Below are 21,838 nucleotides of genomic sequence, written 5' to 3' on the forward strand. Positions count from 1 at the left end.
CGTCAACAGATACCACTTCTTGCGGAAATGGAAGAGCCGACCGCTACTACTTGTTGTTATCGCTTTCCAAAGCCTCAAGGCGCGCCAAGAGTGCGGCGTTCTCTTCGCGGGCTTTCTGCGCCATTGTGCGCACGGCATCGAATTCTTCGCGTGTGACGAAATCGCGGTCGGCCAGCCAGCGGTCCATCAAGGATTTCATTGCCGTTTCGGCCTCATCCTTGGCGCCCTGAGCCACGCCCATGGCGTTCGTCATCAATTGGCCTAGGTCGTCAAAGATTTTGTTGCGCGTCTGCATGGTGGCCCCTTTTGGCTATGTGCTGGCCCTTATATGGGCCGCGCGAGGCTGGCTCGCAACCTTGTTGCTGTCGCACCCGTTGACATCCGGCGGCGGGCGGCTGATCCATCGACTATGTTAGCTGCTATTCCCTTCCCGAACCTTTCGCCCGAGATTTTCACGCTGTCGCTGGGGTCATTCGAATTTTCGCTGCGGTGGTATGCGTTGGCCTATATCGCGGGGCTGGGCTTTGCGTGGGCATTTGCGCGGTGGCTGGTGCAGCGGCCCGGGCTGTGGCCTGCGGGTCAAGCGCCTATGACTGCCGCCCAGGTTGAGGATTTCATGACGTGGGCAGTTTTGGGCGTCGTTCTTGGGGGGCGGCTCGGATTTGTGCTGTTCTATCAACCGGCCTACTACCTCGCGCATCCGGCGGAAATCCTGATGGTTTGGCAAGGGGGCATGGCGTTTCATGGCGGCTTCCTTGGGGTGGTTGTGGCGGCTGTCATTTTCGTGCGCCGCAATGGTTTGCCGTGGCTCAGCACAGGTGATCTGATCGCGATTTCCGTGCCGATCGGGCTGATGCTGGGGCGGCTTGCGAACTTCATCAACGCAGAACTTTGGGGCCGACCGACAGACGTGCCATGGGGTGTGATTTTTCCCGGCGCTGCGGCCCAAGCCTGTGGCGATCCATGTGTGCGCCACCCGTCGCAATTGTACCAAGCGGGGCTTGAGGGGTTCGCCCTGTTCGCCGTGCTGGTCTTTGTTGCGCTCAGGCTGCGAGGTTTTCTCAAACCCGGCCTGATTATGGGACTGTTCGTTGCTGGATACGGTGCCGCTCGGGTTATTGTCGAAGGGTTCCGCCAGCCTGATGCGCAGTTCATCACGCCGGATAATCCACTCGGGCAGGTGTTTTTGGGGCTGACGATGGGGCAGCTGCTGTCGGTTCCGATGCTATTGATCGGGGTGTCCCTTGCGAAGTGGGCAGCGCGGCGATGACCACGCCCTTGACCGATATCCTTGTCGCTCGCATCCGCGCAGACGGCCCGATTTCGATGTCGAGCTACATGGCTGAATGCCTGCTGCACCCGACCCACGGCTACTACACAACGCGCGACCCCTTTGGCGCAGCAGGTGATTTTACAACCGCGCCCGAAATCAGCCAGATGTTTGGCGAAATGCTGGGCCTGTGCATGGCGCAAGCTTGGATGGAACAGGGGCGACCGTCTCGGTTCATCCTTGCGGAGCTTGGCCCCGGACGTGGCACCTTGATGGCCGATGTGTTGCGCGTGGGCCGAGCCGTGCCCGGCTTCGTTGAGGCCGCACGGGTTGTGTTTGTTGAGGCATCTGAGGTGCTGCGCCGTGCACAGGCGACCCGCGTGCCGGACGCAAAATGGGTCGACAGTGTTGATCAAATCCCTGCGGATGTGCCGCTGTTCTTATTGGCGAATGAATTCTTTGATGCGCTACCGATCCGCCAGTTCCAACGACAAAAGGTCGATTGGGCCGAGGTGTGTGTGGGGTTGGATGCAGATGGGACCTTGCAACTGACGCTGCGCCCCGCGCCCGGTGCCGTGCCGGGTCGCCACAGCGATACCCAGCCGGGAGACATCGTTGAAATGTGTCCTGCGTTGCCTAGCATCGTGGCAGAGGTTGCGGCCCGTGTGGCTGATGGTGGCTGTGCGATCATTGTGGATTATGGCGATTGGCGGTCGCTGGGTGATACGGTCCAAGCCCTGCGTGCCCACACGCCTGAACCGATCCTTGCGGCCCCCGGTGCCGCCGATCTGACGGCGCATGTAGATTTTGAAGCGATTGCGCAGGCAGCCAACGGGCAGGCTAGCGCGATGATCCCTCAGGGTGTTCTGTTAGAACGTCTGGGCATCACGACCCGCGCCCAAACGCTGGCCAAAGGCCTGACAGGGGCTGCACTGGACGCGCATATTGCGGCGCACCGGCGCTTGACCCATCCGGATGAAATGGGTCACCTGTTCAAAGCGATTGCCCTTGGACCAAAGGGCGGTCAGTTTCCTCCGGGGTTTGTATAGTGGGCGGGGTCGTTTGATGGGGCTCGAAATCCTCAAATCTGAAGTGCTGGGCACTGTTCCGCACGGGTTTTTCACGCGCAAGGGCGGGGCTTCGTCGGGCGTGTTTCAGGGGCTGAACTGCGGCAGCGGATCATCGGACATGTCTGACGCGGTCAAGCTGAACCGCGCGCGGGTTGCGGCGGCGATGGATGTGCCGGAATTGGCGAGTGTGTATCAGGTTCACTCCGGTGATGCGGTCGCGGTCACTGGATCAGGTCGCGCGGCGGGCGAGGCGGACGGGATCGTCACCGCGACACCGGGTGTTGCCCTGTCGATCCTAACGGCCGACTGCCAGCCCGTGTTGTTCCACGACCCAAAGGCCCGCGTGATCGGCGCAGCCCACGCCGGGTGGAAAGGCGCCATCGGCGGGGTGCTGGAGGCGACTGTGGCACAAATGGAGGCTCTGGGCGCGACGGTTGGCAATATCCGCGCGGCCATTGGCCCCTCAATCAGCCAGCCCGCCTATGAAGTCGGTCCCGAGTTTCTTGACCGCTTCATGGAACAGGCTCCTGAGGCTGCAACATTCTTTACCAAGGGCGTGGGGGAGAAGTACCTCTTTGACCTGCCGGGGTACGGGCTATCGCGGTTAAATGCGCTTGGTGTGGCGGCTGCGGAATGGACCCAGCATTGCACGTATTCGGATCCCTCGCGGTTCTTTTCCTATCGGCGCGCCACCCATGAGGGTGAGGCGGATTATGGGCGATTGATCTCAGTGATTCGGCTGTAGCGGCGCGATTTTTCTCCAGTATTGACACAAAACCGTCGTTAACGTTTGTTAATGCTGACGGCGAAACAGTGGACCGCTTATGCAGCGCATTCTCGGGAAAAGTGTTGCGAGACGGTCCAATGCGCATGATTTTAAAGCTACAAGGCCCTCCCCTGTAGGGAGAGCGTTTCGGGCGGTGGGGATCGCCCGGGGCACACCGAGGCCCAGACATGGAAGCGAAATCCAAGGGCTTGGGGGATTTAGCGAGGGGCGTCGTGCCGTTGCGCGGCTGCTCGTAAAAAGTAATTTTTATGAAGTAACACGGGCACGTCCTTTGCGGGGCGTGCCCTTTTTATTTTAGCCCAAAACGCGGTTCACATGGCCCATTTTGCGGCCGGGCTTGGCTTCTGCCTTGCCGTATAGGTGAACCTGCGTGCGTGTGGCGCGCATCTGCGTGTTTAGGTCGGCGACATCGTCCCCGATTAGGTTAAGCATCTCAACATCTGCGTGACGCTGACCATCGCCCAAGGGCAGGCCGACGACTGCACGAATGTGCTGCTCAAACTGATCTACGGCGCAACCCGCTTGGGTCCAGTGGCCTGAGTTGTGGACGCGTGGGGCGATCTCATTGACGATTAGGCCGCCGGGGGTCACGAACAGCTCAACCCCCATCACGCCAACATAATCGAGCGAGGTCAGAATCTTGCCCGCAAGAAGTGCAGCGTCCATTCGTTGGCTGCCACTGAGGCGGGCAGGCACGGTTGTTGTGTGCAAGATGCCATCCCGGTGGACGTTTTCGCCGGGATCATAACAAACGACCTCACCGGTGAGGCCTCGCGCCGCGATGACCGAAACCTCGTGGCTGAAATCAACAAACCCCTCAAGGATCGCGGGCGCACCTGCCATCGATGCCAGCGCCTCAGCCGCGTCATCGGCTGTTTTGAGGCGGGCTTGGCCCTTGCCATCATAGCCCAAGGTGCGGGTTTTGAGGATCGCGGGTGCCCCGATTGCAGCAATCGCGGCATCCAAGCTGGCAGCATCGCTGACGTCCGCAAACGGGGCGGTTTGCAGGCCCAATTCCTGAAGGAACGTCTTTTCTGTCAAACGGTCCTGAGACGCGGCAAGCGCGGCGCGGCCGGGCCGGATGGGTTTGAGCGTTTCCAGCAGGTCCAGCGCGGCCGTTGGGATATTCTCGAATTCATAGGTGATGACATCCACCGCGTCGGCAAATGCGCGCAGGGCGGCGTGGTCATCGTAGGAGGCGGTCGTGACCTGCTCAGCCACATGGCCCGCAGGGGGCTGCGCGCCGGGTTCAAAAATGTGGCACCGATAGCCCAGTCGTGACGCCGCAACCGACAGCATGCGCCCCAGCTGTCCACCGCCTAAAATACCAATCACGCTGCCTGCTGGGAGGGCATCACTCATCGGTCGGCTCCTGCGGGATAGAGGCGGAAAGGGCCGCGCGCCACGCATCCAAACGCTCTGCCAATGCAGGGTCTTGAAGCGCCAGAATTCCCGCCGCCATCAGGCCCGCGTTGGCGGCACCTGCCGCGCCAATGGCCATGGTCGCAACCGGATAGCCCTTGGGCATCTGTACGATGGAATAAAGACTATCCACCCCGGACAGTGCCTTGGTCTGGACCGGCACACCGATCACAGGGACCCGCGTCTTGGACGCCATCATGCCGGGCAAATGTGCAGCACCACCAGCCCCCGCGATAATCACCTGAAGGCCGCGGCTAACAGCCTCCCGGCCGTAGTCCCACAAACGATCCGGCGTGCGATGCGCCGACACAATGCGAGCCTCATAAGCGATGCCAAGATCATCCAAAACAGAAGCGGCTTCCTTCATCGTGGGCCAATCCGATTGGCTGCCCATGATGATACCGACAGGCGGTGTTGTCATTTTCGCCGTCCTTTTTATGCGATAATATCGGGGGTAAGCTCGTCCTCGACCCGTGCGATCTGGTCTTTTAGGTGAAGCTTTTGTTTCTTGAGCCGGCGCAGCGTCAGCTGGTCAGCGGTGGCCTGACCACCCAGCGCATCAATAGCCACATCAAGGTCGCGGTGCTCTCGGCGCAAAACTTCTAGTTTTACACGGAGGACCTCTTCGTGGGTCATCTTGTCAGGCTGTGGCGTCATGGGTGGCAGCTATCGGCATCAAGGTCACGTGACGTGAAAGCTTTTCTTAGCGTCATTTTAGGTCTCAAGCAAAGGGGCATTGCATCAAAGACGATGCAATCCCATATTATTTCCATGCGCAGGGTGCCGCGTGCCGGGCCTTTGTGTGCGTTAATCGCTTTTCGAAGGGTTACCTGATGACGAAACTTACCTTGGCTACCCATCCGTTTTTGCTCGGCTTTGATGAGCTGGAGCGGCTGGTTGAGCGGACTGCGAAATCCGGAAACGACGGATATCCGCCCTATAATATCGAACAAACGTCTGAGAATGCATTCCGGATCACGCTGGCTGTGGCTGGCTTTGCCGAAGAGGATCTGTCGATCACTCTTGAAGACAAGCAACTGGTGATCCGTGGGCGGTCTACGGACGACAGCGAGGGGCGCGTGTTTTTGCACCGTGGCATCGCCGCGCGGCAATTCCAGCGGTCATTTGTGTTGGCGGATGGCGTCGAAGTGGCGGGTGCCGCGATGGAGAACGGATTGCTGCACGTGGATATGAAACGCTCAGTGCCAGAGACCGTTGTTCAAACGATCAAGATCAAGAAAGGGTAAGCACATGACAGAGAATTTTGACATCAAAGCCCCTGAGGGCGACACGCCACTGGTCTACGTGCGCCCGGTTGAGGTGGCGGATTTACCCGAAGCCGTGCGCGCGGAAGCGGGCGACGTGGGAACCCTTTACGCCTTGCACCGGCCCAACGGTCAGCAGTTGGCGCTGGTCCGGGACCGCAAGCTGGCATTTGTGCTGGCCCGCCAGAATGACCTCACGCCGGTGAGCGTCCACTAAAACGACGTATGGCGGGGTCATCCCCGCCATAGCCTGTCATTTGGGCTTAGGGCCCGGAGCCTATTTGGCCTAAATCAGCCCCATGCTTTCAAGTTTAAGCAGAACCTGCTGGGCGCAATTGTCCACCTCATACCCTTCGGTATCGACCACCAGCTCGGCTGCGGTGGGGGCCTCATAGGGATCGGAAATCCCGGTGAATTCTTTGATCTTACCCTCGCGCGCCAGCTTATAGAGGCCCTTGCGATCCCGCCGTTCACATTCCTCTAGGGCAGTGGCGACGTGGACTTCAACAAAGGCACCAAACTGCTCAATGTCTTCGCGCACGGCTCGGCGGGTGGCGGTGTAGGGCGCGATGGGCGCACAGATCGCGATCCCGCCGTTTTTGGTGATCTCGCTGGCAACATAACCAATGCGGCGGATGTTCAGGTCACGGTGCTCTTTGCTGAAACCCAGCTCCGAGGACAGGTTTTTGCGTACGATATCCCCATCAAGCAGCGTCACAGGACGCCCACCCATTTCCATCAGCTTGACCATCATGGCGTTCGCGATGGTGGATTTGCCCGAGCCTGAAAGCCCGGTGAAGAACACGGTGAAACCCTGCTGAGACCGGGGCGGCGAGGTGCGGCGCAATTCATTCACGACCTCAGGGAATGAGAACCACTCAGGGATCTCTAGGCCTTCACGCAGGCGGCGGCGCAATTCCGTGCCCGAGATGTTGAGGATGGTCACATCATCCTTATCGGTGATCTCATCGCTGGGTTCGTACTGGGCGCGCTCCTGCACATAGACCATGTGCTTAAAGTCGACCATTTCGATGCCCATTTCTTCCTGATGGGTGCGGAATAGGTCTTGCGCGTCATAGGGGCCGTAGAAATCTTCGCCGGCTGAGTTCTTGCCGGGGCCCGCGTGATCGCGGCCGACGATAAAGTGCGTGCAGCCGTGGTTGGCACGGATCAGCCCGTGCCAAACCGCCTCGCGTGGGCCGGCCATGCGCATCGCAAGGTTCAAAAGGCTCATGGAGGTGGTCGCTTGGGGGTATTTGTCGAGCACCGCCTCATAGCAGCGTACGCGTGTGAAGTGATCCACGTCGCCGGGTTTGGTCATGCCCACAACCGGGTGCAATAGTAGGTTCGCTTGCGCCTCACGGGCCGCGCGGAACGTCAGTTCTTGGTGGGCACGGTGCAGCGGGTTGCGCGTTTGGAACGCAACGATGCGGCGCCAGCCCAGTTTGCGGAAGTATGCGCGCATTTCATTGGGCGTGTCGCGACGGGCACGGAAATCATAGTGAGTGGGGGGCTGGATGCCCGTGATCGCGCCGCCCAAATATACGGGTCCGGCCGTGTTGTGCAGATAGTTGACCGCTGGGTGCGCCAGATCGTCTGCGCCGAAGACCATCTCCGCCTCGCGGGCTTTGTTGGGGCGGTACGCGTCCGAAATCGAGAGGATCGCAAGGATCACGCCCTCTTGGTCGCGCAGCGCGATATCTTGGCCCGCCTCGATGCCCTCGGCAAATGCCTCTGATACATCCAGCGTGATGGGCATGGGCCAGAGCGTGCCGTCCGCAAGACGCATGTTTTCCACGACTGAGGTGTAATCCTCTTGGCCCAGAAATCCTTTGAGCGGGCTAAAGCCGCCGTTCATCAGGAGTTCAAGATCGCAAATCTGGCGTGGGGTCAGGTCCCAGCTGGGCAGGTCGCCAGCGTCAATCTTCAGCTTCTGAGCGCTGTCTTGGCTGACATAGAGTTCTTGAATTGGGGTCAGATTGGAATTCATCGGAAGCGTCCTATTGAGAGGAGGAAGAAAGCTGCTGCCAGAGCCGGAGAGTTCGGCATGCAGAGCGTGATACTCGGCGCGTTTGCGCGCTAGAAATTGATCCGCAAGGCGGGCCTTGGTCGCTGCGCCTTTGGTCGTGAGTGTGTAGTTGAACCGCGCCCGTTTGTCGGGGCCGGGCCGATCGGAAATGGCGATCAGGCCTTCCGCGCTTAGCGCGCGGAGCAAAGTGTTGAGCCGCCCAAGTGAGATGCCCAATGCCACTGCAGTCGCGCGCTGCGACTGGCCGGGTGCTACGTCGAGTTGCCGCAGAAGGCGAAATCGCAGGTCGTCGTTGGGTTCGGTGTCGTGGTTTGGGGTGGTCACGGGCGTACATTCACAATGTGTTCAGTGGTGAACACATTGCATGGATTTTTAGTCTTGAAAAGAAAAAACCTGCGAAACGGTGTGTTTCGCAGGTTTGATCCTGAAATGGAGCGGAATTTTGTCTGTCCGCCGAGGATAAGGAAACGGTCGAGGTTTGCGCTAGGTCAAAGCCCGCGGCCCTAGCTCTCATCCTCGGCCAAGAACTTCTCAGCCTCAAGTGCAGCCATGCAGCCCATGCCCGCGCTGGTGACGGCTTGGCGGTAAATGTGGTCGGTCAGATCGCCTGCCGCAAAAACCCCCGGGATCGAGGTTGCCGTGCTGTCGGGTTTTGTGACGACGTAGCCGCCCATGTGTGTCTCGAGTTGATCCTTGACCAGCTCAGATGCAGGCGCATGGCCGATGGCGACGAAAAAGCCTTTGCAGGGGACTTCGGTCACTTCACCAGTATCCACATGGCGGGCCTTTACGCCCTCAACGCCAAGCGGCGCCTCGGAGCCGACGACTTCATCAACCGAGTGGTTCCAAAGGATCTCGACCTTGGGGTTCTTGAACAGTCGGTCTTGCAAGATCTTCTCGGAACGGAGCGTGTCGCGGCGGTGGATAAGCGTGACCTTGGACGCAAAGTTCGTAAGAAACAGCGCCTCTTCCACAGCAGTGTTCCCGCCGCCGATAACGACAACCTCTTGGCCCCGATAGAAAAATCCATCGCACGTGGCGCAGGCGGAAACGCCAAAGCCCTTGAATTTCTCTTCGGAAGGTAGGCCCAGCCACTTGGCTTGCGCGCCCGTGCACAGGATCACAGCATCGGCCGTGTAGACCATGCCGCTGTCGGATTGGGCGGTAAAGGGCCGCTTGGACAGGTCGATGCTCGCGATATAATCAGCGATGATTTCGGTGCCGACAGCGCGGGCGTGCGCCTCCATGTTCACCATCAAATCGGGGCCTTGAATTTCGGTTTCACCAGGCCAATTTTCCACCTCGGTCGTGATGGTCAGCTGTCCGCCGGGCTGGATGCCTTGTATCAGCACAGGCTCTAGCATCGCGCGCGAGGCATAGACGGCCGCCGTGTAGCCTGCGGGGCCGGAGCCGATGATCAAAACGCGGGTGTGGCGGGTTTGGGGCGAGGTGTCGGACATCGGCGCGCGGCCTCCTGAAAATACGCTGGCAGCCCGATATAAGCGGCGCAGGCGAGGGATGGAAGGGCTCGATTAGAGCTTCGCATTTCTTGCGTTGGGGTGAAACATTGTTGCGCATGTTTGGTGTGCAGTGTAAGATATGAAAATTGAGGCGTGGAGGAAATCGGACCGTGGCGATATCAAAATTAGATCCAATCGATAGAATGATTCTAGCAGAGCTACAGGCCGATGGGCGCATGACCAACGTTGAGTTGGCCAAGCGGGTGGGCATCAGCGCACCGCCCTGTTTGCGCCGTGTCCGCAGCCTTGAAGAAGCCGGATATATCCGTGGATTTCATGCCGATGTAGACGCCCGCGCGCTGGGTTTTGAAGTGCAAGTGTTCGCTATGGTTGGTCTGCATTCGCAAGCCGAAACCGACCTTAGTGCGTTTGAAGCCAAATGTGCTGAGTGGCCATTGGTGCGTGAGTGTCACATGCTGAACGGCGAAATTGATTTCATTCTGAAATGTGTGGCGCCGGATTTGTCGAGCTTTCAAAGCTTTTTGACCGGGCAGCTTACATCTGCGGAAAACGTGGCGAGCGTCAAAACCTCATTGGTAATTCGCGGTGCCAAAGACGAGCCGGGCGTTCCATTTGACGTTCTGGAACAGCGGCTTGAGCAAATCGCCTAAGTGCGCGCCACGCTAGAATAGTCCAAGACTGCGGGTCTCTGACAAAGACAGATGTGCCACACGCTGCGGTCCAAACCCGTTGCGCGCACTGAGGTGTGGGAACAATCGTGCCAGTTCGCGCAGGCCGTCTTGGTTCAACAGGTGGTTCGCGTTTCGGCAGGGGTGAAAACTCTCAACTGGGAGGCCGTTTGCAATGATTGCCTCATGGTTTCGTAGGGCGATATTGTACACGGTCATCTCACCAGCGGGCAGGATGCGGGTGACGTTATAGCTGTCTTCAAAGGCAGTGATTGGCGCAAAGCCCATGTCCTGACCAATCAGCTTGCGACATGCGGGAGTGCGCAGCAGAACGGCTGCAGAATGGGCCAGAACCAAATCGTGGGCCGGTGCGTTATGGCCAAACGTCCCGGCGCAGACCCGGTACAGCGGCGCGCGCTTTTCGGTGCTCGGGGCGGTACCTTCGGGATAGCAGCGAGAGCCGATCCACTGCACCTGCGCCGGTGGGCCAATGGCCGTGTTAACCATCACGCCGGGGTTCAAATCTTCAACTGCGATCTGTCCGTCAGGCGTGCTGAGCAGGGTGCCCCGAGCAAGGCTAGAGACTGCCGCGTCTATCACATCTGATACAGGCAAAACCCGAGTGTCCCATTCCGGGTGCCCTTGTGTGTTGAGCCATGCCAGGTCGAATGAGCCGTGGGGCCGGAGTGCGGCTGTCTGTTGTGAAGGGCGCGTATGGGGGGGCGACCTGAAGGCGGAATTCATGGCAGACTTTCAGCATGACGGCCCCCACCGTGATGGCTCTAGTGTTGCCTGATGCCTGCCGTCAACTCAAGTTCTGTAAAAGAAACAATAGGTTTCGGCGACAGTGCATGCCTTGGGCGGCCACTGTAGCGCCGCCTGCGCCCAATCGGCCACCTGCCTGCAACAGTTTGAACGCATCCAAGGCGTAAGCGTGGAAACCGGGGCAGGTAGGCGGCGAATCTACGTCAGAGGTCTGTTCTGTCCACAACGTATAGGAACGGCTCGCCGCGCTCACATCGCGCGATATTGGCTGCGATCTGCTCGGAAGCAGTATCAGATCGAGTCTCGCTTGCGATGTGCGGGGTGACGGTTACGCGCGGATGGGACCAATATGCGTGCTCTGGCGGTAAAGGCTCGACCCGGAATGTATCAAGCGTGGCGTGCGCAATTGCGCCACTGTCCAGCGCTGCCAAAAGAGCCGCATCATCCACCAATCCCCCGCGCCCGGGGTTGAGCACAAAGGCCCCTTTGGGCATTCGGCTGAGCCGCTCGGCGTTTAACAGGTTTTCAGTCTTGGAGGTTAGAGGCGTCAGGAGAATGAGGATCTCAGCGTTGCTCAAGACTTCGTTCAAGCCGTCCTCACCGGTGTAGTTGGTGACGCCGGGCACGTTCTTGGGTGACCGGCTCCAGCCCATAACCTGAAAGCCGAGCCCGGCGAGGGCCGCGCCGCAGGCCCCGCCCAATTCGCCCAAGCCCAAAATGCCGACCTTGCGCCGAGACATAAGGGGGGTCATCGCCCGCCCAGATCGCCACTCACCGTCTTGGCCGTGGATATGGGTGTCGATGTCCATGTGGTGCCGCAGCGTGTGTGCCAGCACCCATTGCACCATGCCATCGGTTAACCCCGGATCGACCATGCGCATTAAAGGCGCGGTCAGTGTCTCATTCCCGATGACATCCTCGACGCCGGCCCAGAGGTTCATAACCCCTTTTAGCCGCGCATAGGGCCGGAAATCTTGGACAAAGCTGGAGGGAGCGTAAACGATATAGTCCACGTCCTGCGGCTCCATCTCGGGTGCGATGACCGCATGTGTCAGGCCCTCAGCATCGAGTGCACGGCGCAAATGGGGGGCGTAGTCCGACCACATTTCGGGGCGGTCGGCAAAAAGGATATTAACCATTACGGGTCCTTGGTCGGTGGATATGTGCGGATTGGACGACCCCAAAGCCGACCATGAGAACCAACATGGCAGAGCCGCCATAACTGACAAGGGGCAAGGGCACGCCGACAACCGGGGCCAAGCCCATTACCATCGACATGTTCACGGCAAAGAACAAAAAGAACGTTACCGCGATGCCCAGTGTGACGAGGGATGAAAAACGGTCCCGGTTGCGCAACGCCGAGATGACGCAAAACACGATGATCAGCGTGTAAAGCGTCAGCAATGACAGCGCGCCGATAAACCCAAATTCCTCAGCCAGCGTGGTAAAGATGAAATCCGTGTGCTTTTCCGGCAAAAAGTTCAGCCGCGATTGCGTGCCCTGCATATAGCCGCGCCCGGTCCAACCACCTGATCCAAGCGCGATCTTGGATTGGGTAATGTGGTAGCCCGCGCCCAAGGGGTCGGTTTCGGGGTCAAGAAAGGTGTCGATGCGGCGGTATTGGTAGTCTTTCAGGATCTGCCAACTGGTGCCCTTGGATTGCAAAACCGCTGTCACCAGCCCCACACCTGCCGCGATCACGGTCGCAAAATAGGCCCAGTGGACGCCCGCGAAAAACATCATCGCGCCGCCGCCCGTCAGTAACAAAATCGCGGTGCCAAGGTCGGGCTGCATGAGCGTCAACATCACCGGCAGCAGGATCAGAGCCACGGGGATGATCACCCAAATCGGCCGCGAAGCTTTCTCAGCCGGGAGCCAGTCGTAATAGGCCGCCAGCATCATAACCAACGTGATTTTTGTAAGCTCGGAGGGTTGCAAGCGCATGAAACCAAGGTCGATCCACCGCTGTGCGCCCATGCCGACAACGCCCACGAACTCCACTGCCAAAAGCAGCGCAATAGAGATGGCGAATAGCAATGCGGATAGGTTGCGCCAAAGCCAGATGGGGATCATCGCGACCACAAACATCGCGGCCAACCCGAGGCCAAACCGCTTCAACTGTGGCTCAGCCCATGGTCTCCAGGAGCCACCTGCAACTGAGTACAACTGCATGACACCTATGGCGACAACAGCCGCGATTAGAACGATCAGCGCCCAGTTCAGGTGCAGCACTTTGCGCAGACCCGATGGGACCTGCGCAACATTGTACTCCAGATAACTCATGCCCGGGTTCGCCCCGATGAACTTGGGCCTGGCGGACGTAGCGGCAGGGCGTTTTGCATTTCTTCAATCTCGCGCCGCTGATCCGATGGATAGGCATCCAAGGGCGGCAGCCCGCCGTGCAGCGCCTGCAACATGATGTCCCGCGCGACGGGCGCTGCCGCAGATGACCCGCCGCCGCCATGCTCAACCACCACCGAAATCGCGTATTTTGGGGCGTCAAAGGGGGCAAAGCCCACGTACAAGGCGTGGTCGCGCCGGTTCCATGGCAGATCGGCGTTGCGAAACACCCCGCGCGCGCGTTCGGCAGGGGTAATGTTGCGCACTTGGCTGGTACCTGTTTTGCCGGCCCACTTGTGTTCCTCGGTCATGATGCGGCTGGCCCGCGCGGTCCCGCGTCGCCCGTTATTGACGTCATACATCGCCTCACGGACCCATTGCAGGTGGAGCGGGTTCAGCCCCATGTCCGGGCCGTTTTCAATCGGTTGCTCAACCCCATCAACGGATTTCACCATGCGGGGCATGATCGTGCGCCCCGTGGCCAGCCGCGCGGTCATAACGGCCAGTTGCAGCGGGGATGACAGCACAAAACCCTGCCCGATTGAGGCGTTGACCGTGTCGCCGATCACCCATTCCTCACCGCGGTTTGCAAATTTCCAATCCTTGTTCGGGATCAGCCCGCTGGAGATTGAGGTCATGTCCACGTCATGGGCCACGCCTAGGCCCAGCTTGTGGGCCATTTCGGCGATTTTCTCAATCCCGACCCGCATGGAGATGTCGTAGTAATAGACGTCACAACTCTCCACGAGGGATTTTTTCAGGTCCACGGGCCCATGTCCGGCACGTTTCCAACAGTGTGCGCGCCGGCCGCCCACGCGCAGGACGCCGTTGCATTGGATACGTTCCTCGGGCGTGATCAAACCGGCCTCAAGAGCTGCCAAAAGCGTGACCATTTTGAAGGTCGAACCCGGGGGATAGAGGCCTTGTGCGATCTTATTGTGCAGGGGGCGATGATCGTTGTCGCGCAACAGATCAAAATCGCTTTGGCTGATGCCATCGACGAATTTGTTGGGGTCATAACTGGGCGAGGATACGGCCGCGACCAGATCGCCGGTTTCGACATCCATCACCACGGCGCTGGCGCTTTCGTCGCCAAGTCGGGCTTGGACGTAGTTTTGTAGGTTGGCGTCCATGGTCATCTGCACGCTCGCGCCGCGCTGGCCTTCTTCACGGCCCAGCTCGCGCATCACGCGCCCCAACGCGTTAACCTCAATGCGGCGCGACCCGGCTTTGCCGCGCAAAATATCCTCCAGCTTGGCCTCTGCCCCGAACTTACCGATCTTGAACTGGGGCATTTGCAGCAGCGGGTCGCGGTCTTCTTGGTTGGCCAAATCCCGTTCCGTCACACGGCCCACGTAGCCGATGGTATGGGCAAAATCCGCACCCAGCGGATAGCGGCGCAGCAGCCCCACTTCAGGGTAAAGGCCCGGCAACGCAGGGGCATTCACAGCAACGATTGAGAATTCTTTCCACGTCAGGCCATCCGCCAGCGTCACGGGCACAAAGGGCGACCGGCGCCGCATCTCTCGCAACGCCCGCTGTAATTGCGCCTCATCTAGTGGGATTAGGGCGCGCAATTGCTCAATCGTGGCCTCAACATCATCGGTGTCTTCGCGCACAATTGTCACGGAATAGTTCTGCGCATTGTCCGCCAAAAGGGTGCCGTTGCGATCAAACATCAGCCCTCGAGCGGGCGCCAGCAGGCGCACGTTGATGCGGTTTTCCTCGGCTAGAAGGCGGTATTGATCCGCGTCCTCCACCTGTAGCTGGCGCATGCGCCCCGCGAGCAAACCAATAAACGCCAGCTTCAACCCACCCACGATTGCAGCGCGGCGAGTGATGCGCCGCAGGCTGTCTTCGCTGTCTTTGATATTGCGCTTCATGCGCGCCCTCCCAAAGTGTCAACTTCGCCGGGTTGCAGGCGTCGCACGCCTAGCACGCTGTGGGTGAACAGAACGATAATCGGGTAAAACACGAGTGTCATCCCAACGTGGATGACTTGGCTGAAAAAAACGGGCGGCTCGGCCAGTAGGGCCAATAGTATAAGGCGTTCGGCGATAAAGCACGCTAGCATGACCGGCAGGATTTGGCCGAATTCCTCTGCGGGGGTGAGGGCTTCTGTCTGGACCACGCTGCGGCGCAGGAATTCTGTCGCGACCAGCATGATCAGGGTCCATAGCCCAAGGGGGCGCATCAATAACGCGTCCGCCGCGAACACCATCACCAAGACCAGCCCAAGGGGCACATAATCGGGGCGGCGCAGCACAAACGCGAACAACAAACACATGGCCAAGTCCGGGCCTGGAATGCCGCCGAACATCGGGCCAAGCGGCAGAAGGCTGGTAAAAATGATCAGGCTCAGAAGGCCCGCAAGCAAAGCGCGTTGTTTCCAGACGGCATAGGGGGCCATGCTCAGCCCTCCGGGTCCGGGGGCAATTGCGGCCCTTGGATTGGGGGGCGCACGGGTGCGATCAACCCGCCCATCGTATCAAGCGCAGGCACCGGCCGCGCGCGCAAGACCCGCAAAAACTCCAGTCGCTCCGCATCCGCAGACAACTGAACGCGCCAGCGTTGGTCCGGGCCTTGGGCCATTTGACCAACCAACAAATCGGCGGGAAATACGCCGCCATCCCCCGATGTCACGACCCTATCACCGGGGCGCACCTCGGTCGTGCGTTCCAAAAACTCGATCAGTGGTGCGGCGGTGGTGTCACCTGTCAAAATCGCTTGCTTGCCAGAGGGTTGGATCGTCACGGGAATGCGGCTGACCGGGTCGGTCACAAGGATCACACGCGCGGTGCTGTCACCCACGCCTGCGATCCGGCCTACTACGCCCAGCCCGTCCACGGCCGCCCATCCATCGCGAATACCGTCATTCGCCCCGATGTTCAGCAGCACGGACCGGCGAAAGGGGCTGCCGCTGTCGGTCAAAACGACCCCAGTGACAAACGTCAATTCCGGCGACAACCTCACCTTGTTGAGGTCCAAAAGCCGCGCATTTTCCTGCTCCAGCTGAAGGGCAGCCTCACGCCAGGCCTTCATCTGTTGTAACTCACGGCGCAGGTCTTGGTTCTGCTCATAGACGCGGGTGTAGCCCTCAAAATCCTGCACCAAACGGCCCAGCTTGGTCACAGGCACCATGGCCCATTCAACGTTCGGAACTATGGCATCCACAAGCATGGAGCGAATACGCTCCGCGCGTGGATTATCGATCCGCCACAGCAGGACAATCGCCACCAACACAAAGATCATCAGCCCCAGAATGAGGCGACGCACAGGGCGCTGGTAAAACTCTGTGTCAGAGTTGCGGGCCATCGGGTCTCCGCTTGGGCGAGGTTAACGTTGCAGCCGGGTTTAGCTGTCGTAGTCGATAACGTGGCGCAGGAGCTTTTCGTATTCAAGCGCCTTGCCGGTGCCCAAAGCCACACAATTGAGCGACTCGTCGGCCACCGAAATGGCCAGCCCGGTCTGCTCACGCAGTGCCAAATCCAGATCACCCAAGAGCGCGCCGCCACCCGTCAACATTACACCGCGGTCCACAATGTCCGCAGCCAAATCGGGCGGTGTGCTCTCAAGCGCTTGCATCACCGCTTCGCAGATTTGCTGCACGGGTTCGGCCAGCGCCTCACACACTTGTGCTTGCGTGATCTCTGTTTCCTTGGGGACACCATTCAAAAGGTCCCGACCACGGATGGTCATGGATGCGCCGCGCCCGTCGTCAGGCATCCGTGCGGTCCCGATGGATGTTTTGATCCGCTCAGCGGTGGCCTCACCAACCAAAAGGTTCTGGTGACGCCGCAAATACGCAATCACCGCTTCGTCCATCCGGTCACCGCCCACGCGTACGGAGCGCGCATAAACGATATCGCCCAGCGACAGGACCGCGACCTCGGTCGTCCCGCCACCGATGTCCACAACCATGGATCCGGTGGGGTCTGTGATGGGCATGCCCGCACCAATCGCGGCGGCAATGGGTTCGGCGATCAAGCCAGCTTTGCGCGCGCCAGCCCCCAGAACGGACTGACGAATGGCGCGTTTTTCAACCGGGGTGGCCCCATGGGGCACACAGACGATGATCTTGGGCTTGGTAAAGGTCGTGCGTTTGTGAACTTTGCGGATGAAATGCTTGATCATTTCCTCGGCGGTATCGAAGTCCGCGATGACACCGTCGCGCATGGGGCGGATCGCCTCAACCGAGCCGGGCGTTCGGCCCAGCATCAGCTTGGCGTCTTCGCCCACTGCCAGCACCTCTTTGCGGCCACCTTTGGTATGGTAGGCGACGACCGAAGGCTCGCTCAACACCACGCCCTTACCCTTGACGTAGACCAACGTGTTGGCCGTCCCAAGGTCGATTGCCATGTCTGAGGAGAACAAACCCCCGAACCCGAATGCCATTTTTTGTTATCCTCGGTGAAATCGCCAACGCAGACAGACATGCCCGCCTCTGGTTACAGTTAATGGCTTCGCGCGAAGAAAGGGTAAAGGCCGATCCTTAAATTGTCGGCCATATTTCGCTGTTGTGATGCCTTCATGCGGCGTTGGGCGGTGAATTTGGCCAATTGGCGGCAATCTTGGGGCAGGGGCGCGCGTGATTGGCGGGTCAGCCCCGACCATCAATTCAAGGCGACATTAATCCCTGCGCATGAAAGCACCCTGCCGCGAGGGTGTCTCGCGACAGGGTGCATATCTTGGGCAGCGCAACGCGGGGACCGCATTGCTATGGGCTCAGCCTACCTAGCCAGCGGCGTCCGTATAGCGGATTTCCCGCGCATCAGAGCCGGACTTTTCGCGGCGCACCATCAGTCGGTTGAGCGCGTTGACGTAGGCCCGGACCGAAGCCACGACCGTGTCCGTATCCGCCGATTGGCCCGAAACGATCCGGCCGTCTTCTTCCATCCGCACGGTCACGGTGGCCTGCGCATCGGTCCCTTCGGTCACGGCGGACACTTGATACAATTGCAGGCGGGCCGAGTGCGCGACCAAGGCTTTGACCGCGTTGAATGCCGCATCCACGGGGCCGTCGCCGGTCGCGTCTGCGGAAACGCTTTCGCCGTCGATGGCCAGACGCAAGGTCGCCTCTTGCGGACCTTCGGTGCCGCACACCACACGCAGGTATTCCACCTTGATGCGGTCCTCGCCAGAGCGTTCCTCATCCTGCATCAGCGCGATCAGGTCGTCGTCATAGATTTCCTTCTTGCGGTCCGCCAGCGCCTTGAACCGCACAAACACGTCGGCCAGTTGGTTGTCGGCCAGCTCATAGCCCAACTCACCCAACTTGGATCGCAGCGCGGCCCGGCCGGAGTGTTTGCCCATCACAAGGTTCGTCTCGGACAGGCCCACGTCCTCGGGGCGCATAATCTCAAACGTCTCTGCATTCTTGAGCATCCCGTCTTGGTGGATACCGCTTTCGTGCGCAAAGGCGTTCTTGCCGACGATCGCTTTGTTGAACTGCACCGGGAACCCCGAAACAGAGGCCACGCGACGCGAAATCGCCATCAGCTTGGTCGTCTCAATCCCGGTGGTGTAGGGCATGATATCGCCGCGCACCTTCAGGGCCATCACAACCTCTTCGAGGGCGGTGTTGCCCGCGCGCTCACCCAAGCCGTTGATCGTACACTCAATCTGTCGCGCGCCGCCCTCAACTGCGGCCAGCGCGTTTGCGGTCGCCATGCCAAGGTCGTTATGACAATGCGTAGCGAAAATCACAGCATCAGCCCCGGGCACTTCGGCGATCAGACGCCGGATCAGGTCCGCACTTTCGCGCGGCGCGGTGTAGCCCACGGTGTCGGGGATGTTGATCGTGGTTGCGCCGGCCTTAATCGCAATCTCAACAACGCGCGCCAGATAATCCCACTCGGTCCGGGTCGCATCCATCGGCGACCACTGCACGTTGTCACACAGGTTGCGGGCATGTGTGACCGTTTCGTGGATCTTGTCGGCCATCTCATCCATGGTGAGGTTCGGGATGGCGCGGTGCAGCGGCGAGGTGCCGATAAACGTGTGAATGCGTGGCTTGGCGGCGTGTTTCACGGCCTCAAAGCAACGGTCGATGTCTTTGAAGTTGGCGCGTGCCAGCCCGCAGATCACCGAATTCTTCGACCGGCGCGCAATCTCGGAAACGGCTTCAAAATCACCGTCCGAAGCGATCGGAAAGCCCGCTTCGATAATATCCACACCCATTTCGTCGAGCATCTCGGCGATTTCGACCTTTTCGTCGTGGGTCATAGTGGCGCCGGGGCTTTGCTCACCGTCGCGCAATGTGGTGTCGAAAATTACGACTTTGTCTTTGTTTGCCTCTGGCGAAACGCGGTTCTGTGTCATGGTATTTGTCTCTATGCTTCTGTGCGTTTTTTGGTGACTGGCGCTGATCCTCCCCTGAGCGGTCGCGCCAAAAGGCACGCTCAGAGGCGGCTAAGAAGCAGGCTTGCGTCTAGGAGAGCGTAGGCTCTGCCGGTGGGGATATGTGGACGCTGTGTCATTGCGCAACATCATACGTCTGCGTCGCGGTTTGAAAAGAGGTTAAATCAAATTGTCTTGATAAACCCCCGCGCTAGGTGCGGGTCATGGAAAAAGCACTGGTGATAGGAGCGTCCGGCGGGATCGGACAGGCGTTAGTGGCCGAATTGGCACAGCGCTATGATGTAACGGCCCTTTCGCGCCGCGCCGACGGGCTGGACGTGACCGATGAGGCCAGCGTCGCGGCCACTTTGGGCGCGCTAGAAGAGCCGTTTGCCCGGATTATCGTGGCCACCGGTGCGCTGGAAATTGACGGCCATCAACCAGAGCGGACGATCAAGGCGCTGGAGCCGGAGGCGATGATGGCCCAGTTTCGCCTCAACACGCTGGGGCCTGCCCTCGTGCTCAAACATGTGTGGCGGTTGATCCCGCGCAAATCCCCCAGCGTGGTCGCGGTTTTGTCGGCGCGGGTGGGCAGCATCGGTGACAATAAAATCGGCGGCTGGGTCAGTTACCGCACGGCCAAGGCGGGGGTGAACCAAGTCGTCCATACCGCCGCGATTGAGCTTGCGCGCACCCACAAACAGGCCTGCCTGATTGCGCTGCACCCCGGCACTGTCGCCACGCCGTTCACCCAAAAATATCTGGGCCGCTACCCCTCCGTCCCGCCCCAAGAGGCAGCAGCCAATCTGGCGGGCGTGCTGGATGCGCGCCGCCCCGAAGACACAGGCCAATTCTATGATTGGGCCAACACACAGGTGCCATGGTGAAACTTGTCTTAGTACTGGGCGACCAGCTTTCCCCCGAACTCAGCGCCCTGCGCGAGGCTGACAAAACCCGCGATGTGGTGGTCATGGCAGAGGTCATGGAAGAGGCCTCTTACGTTCCGCATCACCCCAAAAAGATCGCGTTCCTGTTCGCCGCCATGCGCAAATTCGCCGCTGAACTGCGGGCTGATGGCTGGGATGTGCGCTATTTCACGCTGGATGAGGGCCACACCAGCATCGTGTCGGCCCTGTTGGCGGTCGCAGGGGACACCGGTGCCGCTGAGGTGTTGGCCACGGAACCCGGTGAATGGCGCGTGATCTCCGCGCTCGAGGACAGCCCCGTACCGGTTCACCAGTTCCCTGATGACCGTTTCTTGTGCAGCCATACCGAATTCGACGCATGGGCCGAGGGGCGCAAACAGCTTCGGATGGAGTATTTCTACCGTGATATGCGGCGCAAAACCGGGCTGTTGATGGATGGCGACCAGCCCGAGGGCGGCAAGTGGAATTACGACCACGACAACCGCAAACCCGCCCCCGATGAGGTCACGCACGAAGGCCCGCTTCAGTTTCAAGCCGATGAGACCACCGGAGAGGTCCTAGATCTGGTTGAGGCGCGGTTTGCCGACAACTTCGGCACCCTGCGGCCATTTTCCTTTGCCACGGACCGGGCGGGCGCTCGCGCGGCGCTCACGCATTTCATCGACCAGGCCTTGCCCAAGTACGGTGATTTTCAGGATGCGATGCTCACGGACAATCGCTTTCTCTATCACTCGGTCATTTCGATGTACATCAACGCGGGCCTTCTGCCTTGGCGCGAAGCCTGCGATGCAGCCGAGGCAGCCTATAGGGCGGGCCATGCACCCTTGAACGCGGTTGAGGGGTTTATCCGTCAAATCATCGGGTGGCGCGAATACATGCTTGGCATCTATTTCCGCGAAGGACCCGACTATATGCACCGCAACGTGCTGGGCCACACTCGCAAGCTGCCCGCCCTCTACTGGGGCGCGGACACCCGGATGAAGTGCATGTCCACCGCTGTCGCCGCCACCCGCGACGAGGCCTATGCACACCATATCCAGCGGCTCATGGTGACGGGGAACTTTGCGCTCTTGGCGGGGATCGACCCGTTTGAGGTGCACGAATGGTACCTTGCGGTCTATGCGGACGCTTACGAATGGGTCGAAGCCCCGAATGTCATCGGCATGAGCCAGTTCGCCGATGGCGGGATCGTGGGGTCCAAGCCTTATGTGTCGGGCGGCAACTACATCAACAAGATGTCAGACCACTGCAAAACCTGCGCCTATAAGGTAAAGGAAAAGGCCGGGGACGACGCCTGTCCGTTCAACGCGCTCTATTGGGCGTTTCTCAATCGTCACCGGGAACGGTTTGCCAAAAACCCTCGCATGGCGCAGATGTACCGGACGTGGGACCGAATGGACGATACCCATTGCGCAGAGGTGTTGGAACGCGCGGATCGGTTCCTTGCGAAGATGGAGCAAGGCGAAAGCGTTTAGA

The 21,838-nt window shown here is 59.8% G+C and carries 22 protein-coding genes; 8 read left to right on the plus strand and 14 right to left on the minus strand.

What is annotated here, in order from left to right; translation table 11 throughout:
• Window positions 1-46: 46 nt before the first annotated feature.
• Window positions 47-295, minus strand: a complete 249-nt coding sequence (locus THS5294_RS15880; protein WP_038004448.1) for an accessory factor UbiK family protein — start codon at window positions 293-295, stop codon at window positions 47-49.
• Window positions 296-409: 114 nt separating this feature from the next.
• Here THS5294_RS15880 and lgt point away from each other — a divergent pair, with 114 nt between their 5' ends.
• The 3 genes from lgt to pgeF are packed head-to-tail and all read left to right on the plus strand — an operon-like array spanning window position 410 to window position 3,085.
• Entirely contained in the window at window positions 410-1,270 is an 861-nt protein-coding gene (gene lgt, locus THS5294_RS15885) for a prolipoprotein diacylglyceryl transferase (RefSeq protein ID WP_058124788.1), read from the plus strand.
• On the plus strand, window positions 1,267-2,319 hold the full coding sequence (locus tag THS5294_RS15890) for a class I SAM-dependent methyltransferase (protein WP_058124789.1): 1,053 nt from the start codon (window positions 1,267-1,269) through the stop codon (window positions 2,317-2,319). The genes lgt and THS5294_RS15890 overlap by 4 nt, the downstream gene beginning before the upstream one ends.
• Before the next feature lie 16 nt (window positions 2,320-2,335).
• Complete coding sequence (pgeF, locus tag THS5294_RS15895) at window positions 2,336-3,085, plus strand: peptidoglycan editing factor PgeF (RefSeq protein WP_058124508.1); 750 nt, start codon at window positions 2,336-2,338, stop codon at window positions 3,083-3,085.
• A gap of 336 nt (window positions 3,086-3,421) precedes the next feature.
• On the opposite strand, the gene THS5294_RS15900 is transcribed toward pgeF, so the two are convergent.
• The 3 genes from THS5294_RS15900 to THS5294_RS15910 are packed head-to-tail and all read right to left on the minus strand — an operon-like array spanning window position 3,422 to window position 5,206.
• A complete protein-coding gene (locus THS5294_RS15900; protein WP_058124509.1) occupies window positions 3,422-4,489 on the minus strand; it encodes a 5-(carboxyamino)imidazole ribonucleotide synthase in 1,068 nt (355 codons plus the stop codon).
• Window positions 4,482-4,970 (minus strand): 5-(carboxyamino)imidazole ribonucleotide mutase, encoded by a 489-nt coding sequence (gene purE, locus THS5294_RS15905; RefSeq protein ID WP_058124510.1) that lies wholly within the window; start codon window positions 4,968-4,970, stop codon window positions 4,482-4,484. Before purE ends, THS5294_RS15900 begins: the two co-directional genes overlap by 8 nt.
• 14 nt (window positions 4,971-4,984) lie before the next feature.
• Window positions 4,985-5,206: a YdcH family protein gene (locus tag THS5294_RS15910; RefSeq protein WP_038004456.1), complete on the minus strand. Its 222-nt coding sequence runs from the start codon at window positions 5,204-5,206 to the stop codon at window positions 4,985-4,987.
• Between the two features lie 176 nt (window positions 5,207-5,382).
• On the opposite strand from THS5294_RS15910, the gene THS5294_RS15915 reads away from it, so the two are divergent.
• Window positions 5,383-5,796: an Hsp20 family protein gene (locus tag THS5294_RS15915; protein ID WP_038004458.1), complete on the plus strand. Its 414-nt coding sequence runs from the start codon at window positions 5,383-5,385 to the stop codon at window positions 5,794-5,796.
• A 4-nt stretch (window positions 5,797-5,800) separates the two neighbouring features.
• Window positions 5,801-6,031, plus strand: coding sequence for a DUF1150 family protein (locus THS5294_RS15920; protein WP_038004460.1), 231 nt, complete (start codon window positions 5,801-5,803; stop codon window positions 6,029-6,031).
• A gap of 69 nt (window positions 6,032-6,100) precedes the next feature.
• On the opposite strand, the gene THS5294_RS15925 is transcribed toward THS5294_RS15920, so the two are convergent.
• Both THS5294_RS15925 and trxB read right to left on the minus strand, forming a co-directional pair.
• Window positions 6,101-8,167, minus strand: a complete 2,067-nt coding sequence (locus THS5294_RS15925) for a bifunctional sulfate adenylyltransferase/adenylylsulfate kinase (protein WP_058124511.1) — start codon at window positions 8,165-8,167, stop codon at window positions 6,101-6,103.
• Between the two features lie 179 nt (window positions 8,168-8,346).
• Window positions 8,347-9,303 carry a thioredoxin-disulfide reductase gene (gene trxB / locus THS5294_RS15930; RefSeq protein WP_038004466.1) on the minus strand — a complete coding sequence of 319 codons (957 nt, stop codon included), beginning with the start codon at window positions 9,301-9,303 and terminating at the stop codon, window positions 8,347-8,349.
• A gap of 170 nt (window positions 9,304-9,473) precedes the next feature.
• Here trxB and THS5294_RS15935 point away from each other — a divergent pair, with 170 nt between their 5' ends.
• The gene (locus tag THS5294_RS15935) at window positions 9,474-9,974 is read left to right on the plus strand and encodes an Lrp/AsnC family transcriptional regulator (RefSeq protein WP_038004469.1); all 501 of its coding nucleotides are present in this window, start codon (window positions 9,474-9,476) and stop codon (window positions 9,972-9,974) included.
• 12 nt (window positions 9,975-9,986) lie between these two features.
• Here the strand turns inward: THS5294_RS15935 and THS5294_RS15940 are convergent, their stop codons facing one another.
• From THS5294_RS15940 to THS5294_RS15975, 8 genes are all read right to left on the minus strand, one after another.
• A complete protein-coding gene (locus THS5294_RS15940; RefSeq protein WP_058124512.1) occupies window positions 9,987-10,607 on the minus strand; it encodes a Hint domain-containing protein in 621 nt (206 codons plus the stop codon).
• Between the two features lie 353 nt (window positions 10,608-10,960).
• A complete protein-coding gene (locus tag THS5294_RS15945) occupies window positions 10,961-11,896 on the minus strand; it encodes an NAD(P)-dependent oxidoreductase (RefSeq protein ID WP_058124513.1) in 936 nt (311 codons plus the stop codon).
• On the minus strand, window positions 11,889-13,040 hold the full coding sequence (rodA, locus tag THS5294_RS15950) for a rod shape-determining protein RodA (protein ID WP_058124514.1): 1,152 nt from the start codon (window positions 13,038-13,040) through the stop codon (window positions 11,889-11,891). The genes THS5294_RS15945 and rodA overlap by 8 nt, the downstream gene beginning before the upstream one ends.
• On the minus strand, window positions 13,037-14,980 hold the full coding sequence (gene mrdA / locus THS5294_RS15955) for a penicillin-binding protein 2 (RefSeq protein ID WP_058124515.1): 1,944 nt from the start codon (window positions 14,978-14,980) through the stop codon (window positions 13,037-13,039). The genes rodA and mrdA overlap by 4 nt, the downstream gene beginning before the upstream one ends.
• Complete coding sequence (locus THS5294_RS15960; protein WP_052068212.1) at window positions 14,977-15,507, minus strand: hypothetical protein; 531 nt, start codon at window positions 15,505-15,507, stop codon at window positions 14,977-14,979. Before THS5294_RS15960 ends, mrdA begins: the two co-directional genes overlap by 4 nt.
• A gap of 2 nt (window positions 15,508-15,509) precedes the next feature.
• Window positions 15,510-16,412 carry a rod shape-determining protein MreC gene (gene mreC / locus THS5294_RS15965; RefSeq protein ID WP_058124516.1) on the minus strand — a complete coding sequence of 301 codons (903 nt, stop codon included), beginning with the start codon at window positions 16,410-16,412 and terminating at the stop codon, window positions 15,510-15,512.
• 39 nt (window positions 16,413-16,451) lie between these two features.
• On the minus strand, window positions 16,452-17,492 hold the full coding sequence (locus THS5294_RS15970; protein ID WP_038004479.1) for a rod shape-determining protein: 1,041 nt from the start codon (window positions 17,490-17,492) through the stop codon (window positions 16,452-16,454).
• A 339-nt stretch (window positions 17,493-17,831) separates the two neighbouring features.
• Entirely contained in the window at window positions 17,832-19,418 is a 1,587-nt protein-coding gene (locus THS5294_RS15975; protein WP_038004481.1) for a 2-isopropylmalate synthase, read from the minus strand.
• 242 nt (window positions 19,419-19,660) lie between these two features.
• Here THS5294_RS15975 and THS5294_RS15980 point away from each other — a divergent pair, with 242 nt between their 5' ends.
• Window positions 19,661-20,323, plus strand: a complete 663-nt coding sequence (locus THS5294_RS15980) for an SDR family NAD(P)-dependent oxidoreductase (protein WP_038004483.1) — start codon at window positions 19,661-19,663, stop codon at window positions 20,321-20,323.
• Window positions 20,317-21,837: a cryptochrome/photolyase family protein gene (locus tag THS5294_RS15985; RefSeq protein ID WP_058124517.1), complete on the plus strand. Its 1,521-nt coding sequence runs from the start codon at window positions 20,317-20,319 to the stop codon at window positions 21,835-21,837. The genes THS5294_RS15980 and THS5294_RS15985 overlap by 7 nt, the downstream gene beginning before the upstream one ends.
• Window position 21,838: the final 1 nt, after the last annotated feature.

This window comes from Thalassobacter stenotrophicus, assembly GCF_001458315.1.
Classification (GTDB): Bacteria; Pseudomonadota; Alphaproteobacteria; order Rhodobacterales; family Rhodobacteraceae; genus Thalassobacter; species Thalassobacter stenotrophicus.

Bases quoted from the DNA above. Each gene is read 5' to 3' on its own strand.
- THS5294_RS15880 (WP_038004448.1), bottom strand. From the start codon at position 295: ATGCAGACGCGCAACAAAATCTTTGACGACCTAGGCCAATTGATGACG.
- lgt (WP_058124788.1), top strand. From the start codon at position 410: ATGTTAGCTGCTATTCCCTTCCCGAACCTTTCGCCCGAGATTTTCACG.
- THS5294_RS15890 (WP_058124789.1), top strand. From the start codon at position 1,267: ATGACCACGCCCTTGACCGATATCCTTGTCGCTCGCATCCGCGCAGAC.
- pgeF (WP_058124508.1), top strand. From the start codon at position 2,336: ATGGGGCTCGAAATCCTCAAATCTGAAGTGCTGGGCACTGTTCCGCAC.
- THS5294_RS15900 (WP_058124509.1), bottom strand. From the start codon at position 4,489: ATGAGTGATGCCCTCCCAGCAGGCAGCGTGATTGGTATTTTAGGCGGT.
- purE (WP_058124510.1), bottom strand. From the start codon at position 4,970: ATGACAACACCGCCTGTCGGTATCATCATGGGCAGCCAATCGGATTGG.
- THS5294_RS15910 (WP_038004456.1), bottom strand. From the start codon at position 5,206: ATGACGCCACAGCCTGACAAGATGACCCACGAAGAGGTCCTCCGTGTA.
- THS5294_RS15915 (WP_038004458.1), top strand. From the start codon at position 5,383: ATGACGAAACTTACCTTGGCTACCCATCCGTTTTTGCTCGGCTTTGAT.
- THS5294_RS15920 (WP_038004460.1), top strand. From the start codon at position 5,801: ATGACAGAGAATTTTGACATCAAAGCCCCTGAGGGCGACACGCCACTG.
- trxB (WP_038004466.1), bottom strand. From the start codon at position 9,303: ATGTCCGACACCTCGCCCCAAACCCGCCACACCCGCGTTTTGATCATC.
- THS5294_RS15945 (WP_058124513.1), bottom strand. From the start codon at position 11,896: ATGGTTAATATCCTTTTTGCCGACCGCCCCGAAATGTGGTCGGACTAC.
- rodA (WP_058124514.1), bottom strand. From the start codon at position 13,040: ATGAGTTATCTGGAGTACAATGTTGCGCAGGTCCCATCGGGTCTGCGC.
- mrdA (WP_058124515.1), bottom strand. From the start codon at position 14,980: ATGAAGCGCAATATCAAAGACAGCGAAGACAGCCTGCGGCGCATCACT.
- THS5294_RS15960 (WP_052068212.1), bottom strand. From the start codon at position 15,507: ATGGCCCCCTATGCCGTCTGGAAACAACGCGCTTTGCTTGCGGGCCTT.
- mreC (WP_058124516.1), bottom strand. From the start codon at position 16,412: ATGGCCCGCAACTCTGACACAGAGTTTTACCAGCGCCCTGTGCGTCGC.
- THS5294_RS15970 (WP_038004479.1), bottom strand. From the start codon at position 17,492: ATGGCATTCGGGTTCGGGGGTTTGTTCTCCTCAGACATGGCAATCGAC.
- THS5294_RS15975 (WP_038004481.1), bottom strand. From the start codon at position 19,418: ATGACACAGAACCGCGTTTCGCCAGAGGCAAACAAAGACAAAGTCGTA.
- THS5294_RS15980 (WP_038004483.1), top strand. From the start codon at position 19,661: ATGGAAAAAGCACTGGTGATAGGAGCGTCCGGCGGGATCGGACAGGCG.
- THS5294_RS15985 (WP_058124517.1), top strand. From the start codon at position 20,317: ATGGTGAAACTTGTCTTAGTACTGGGCGACCAGCTTTCCCCCGAACTC.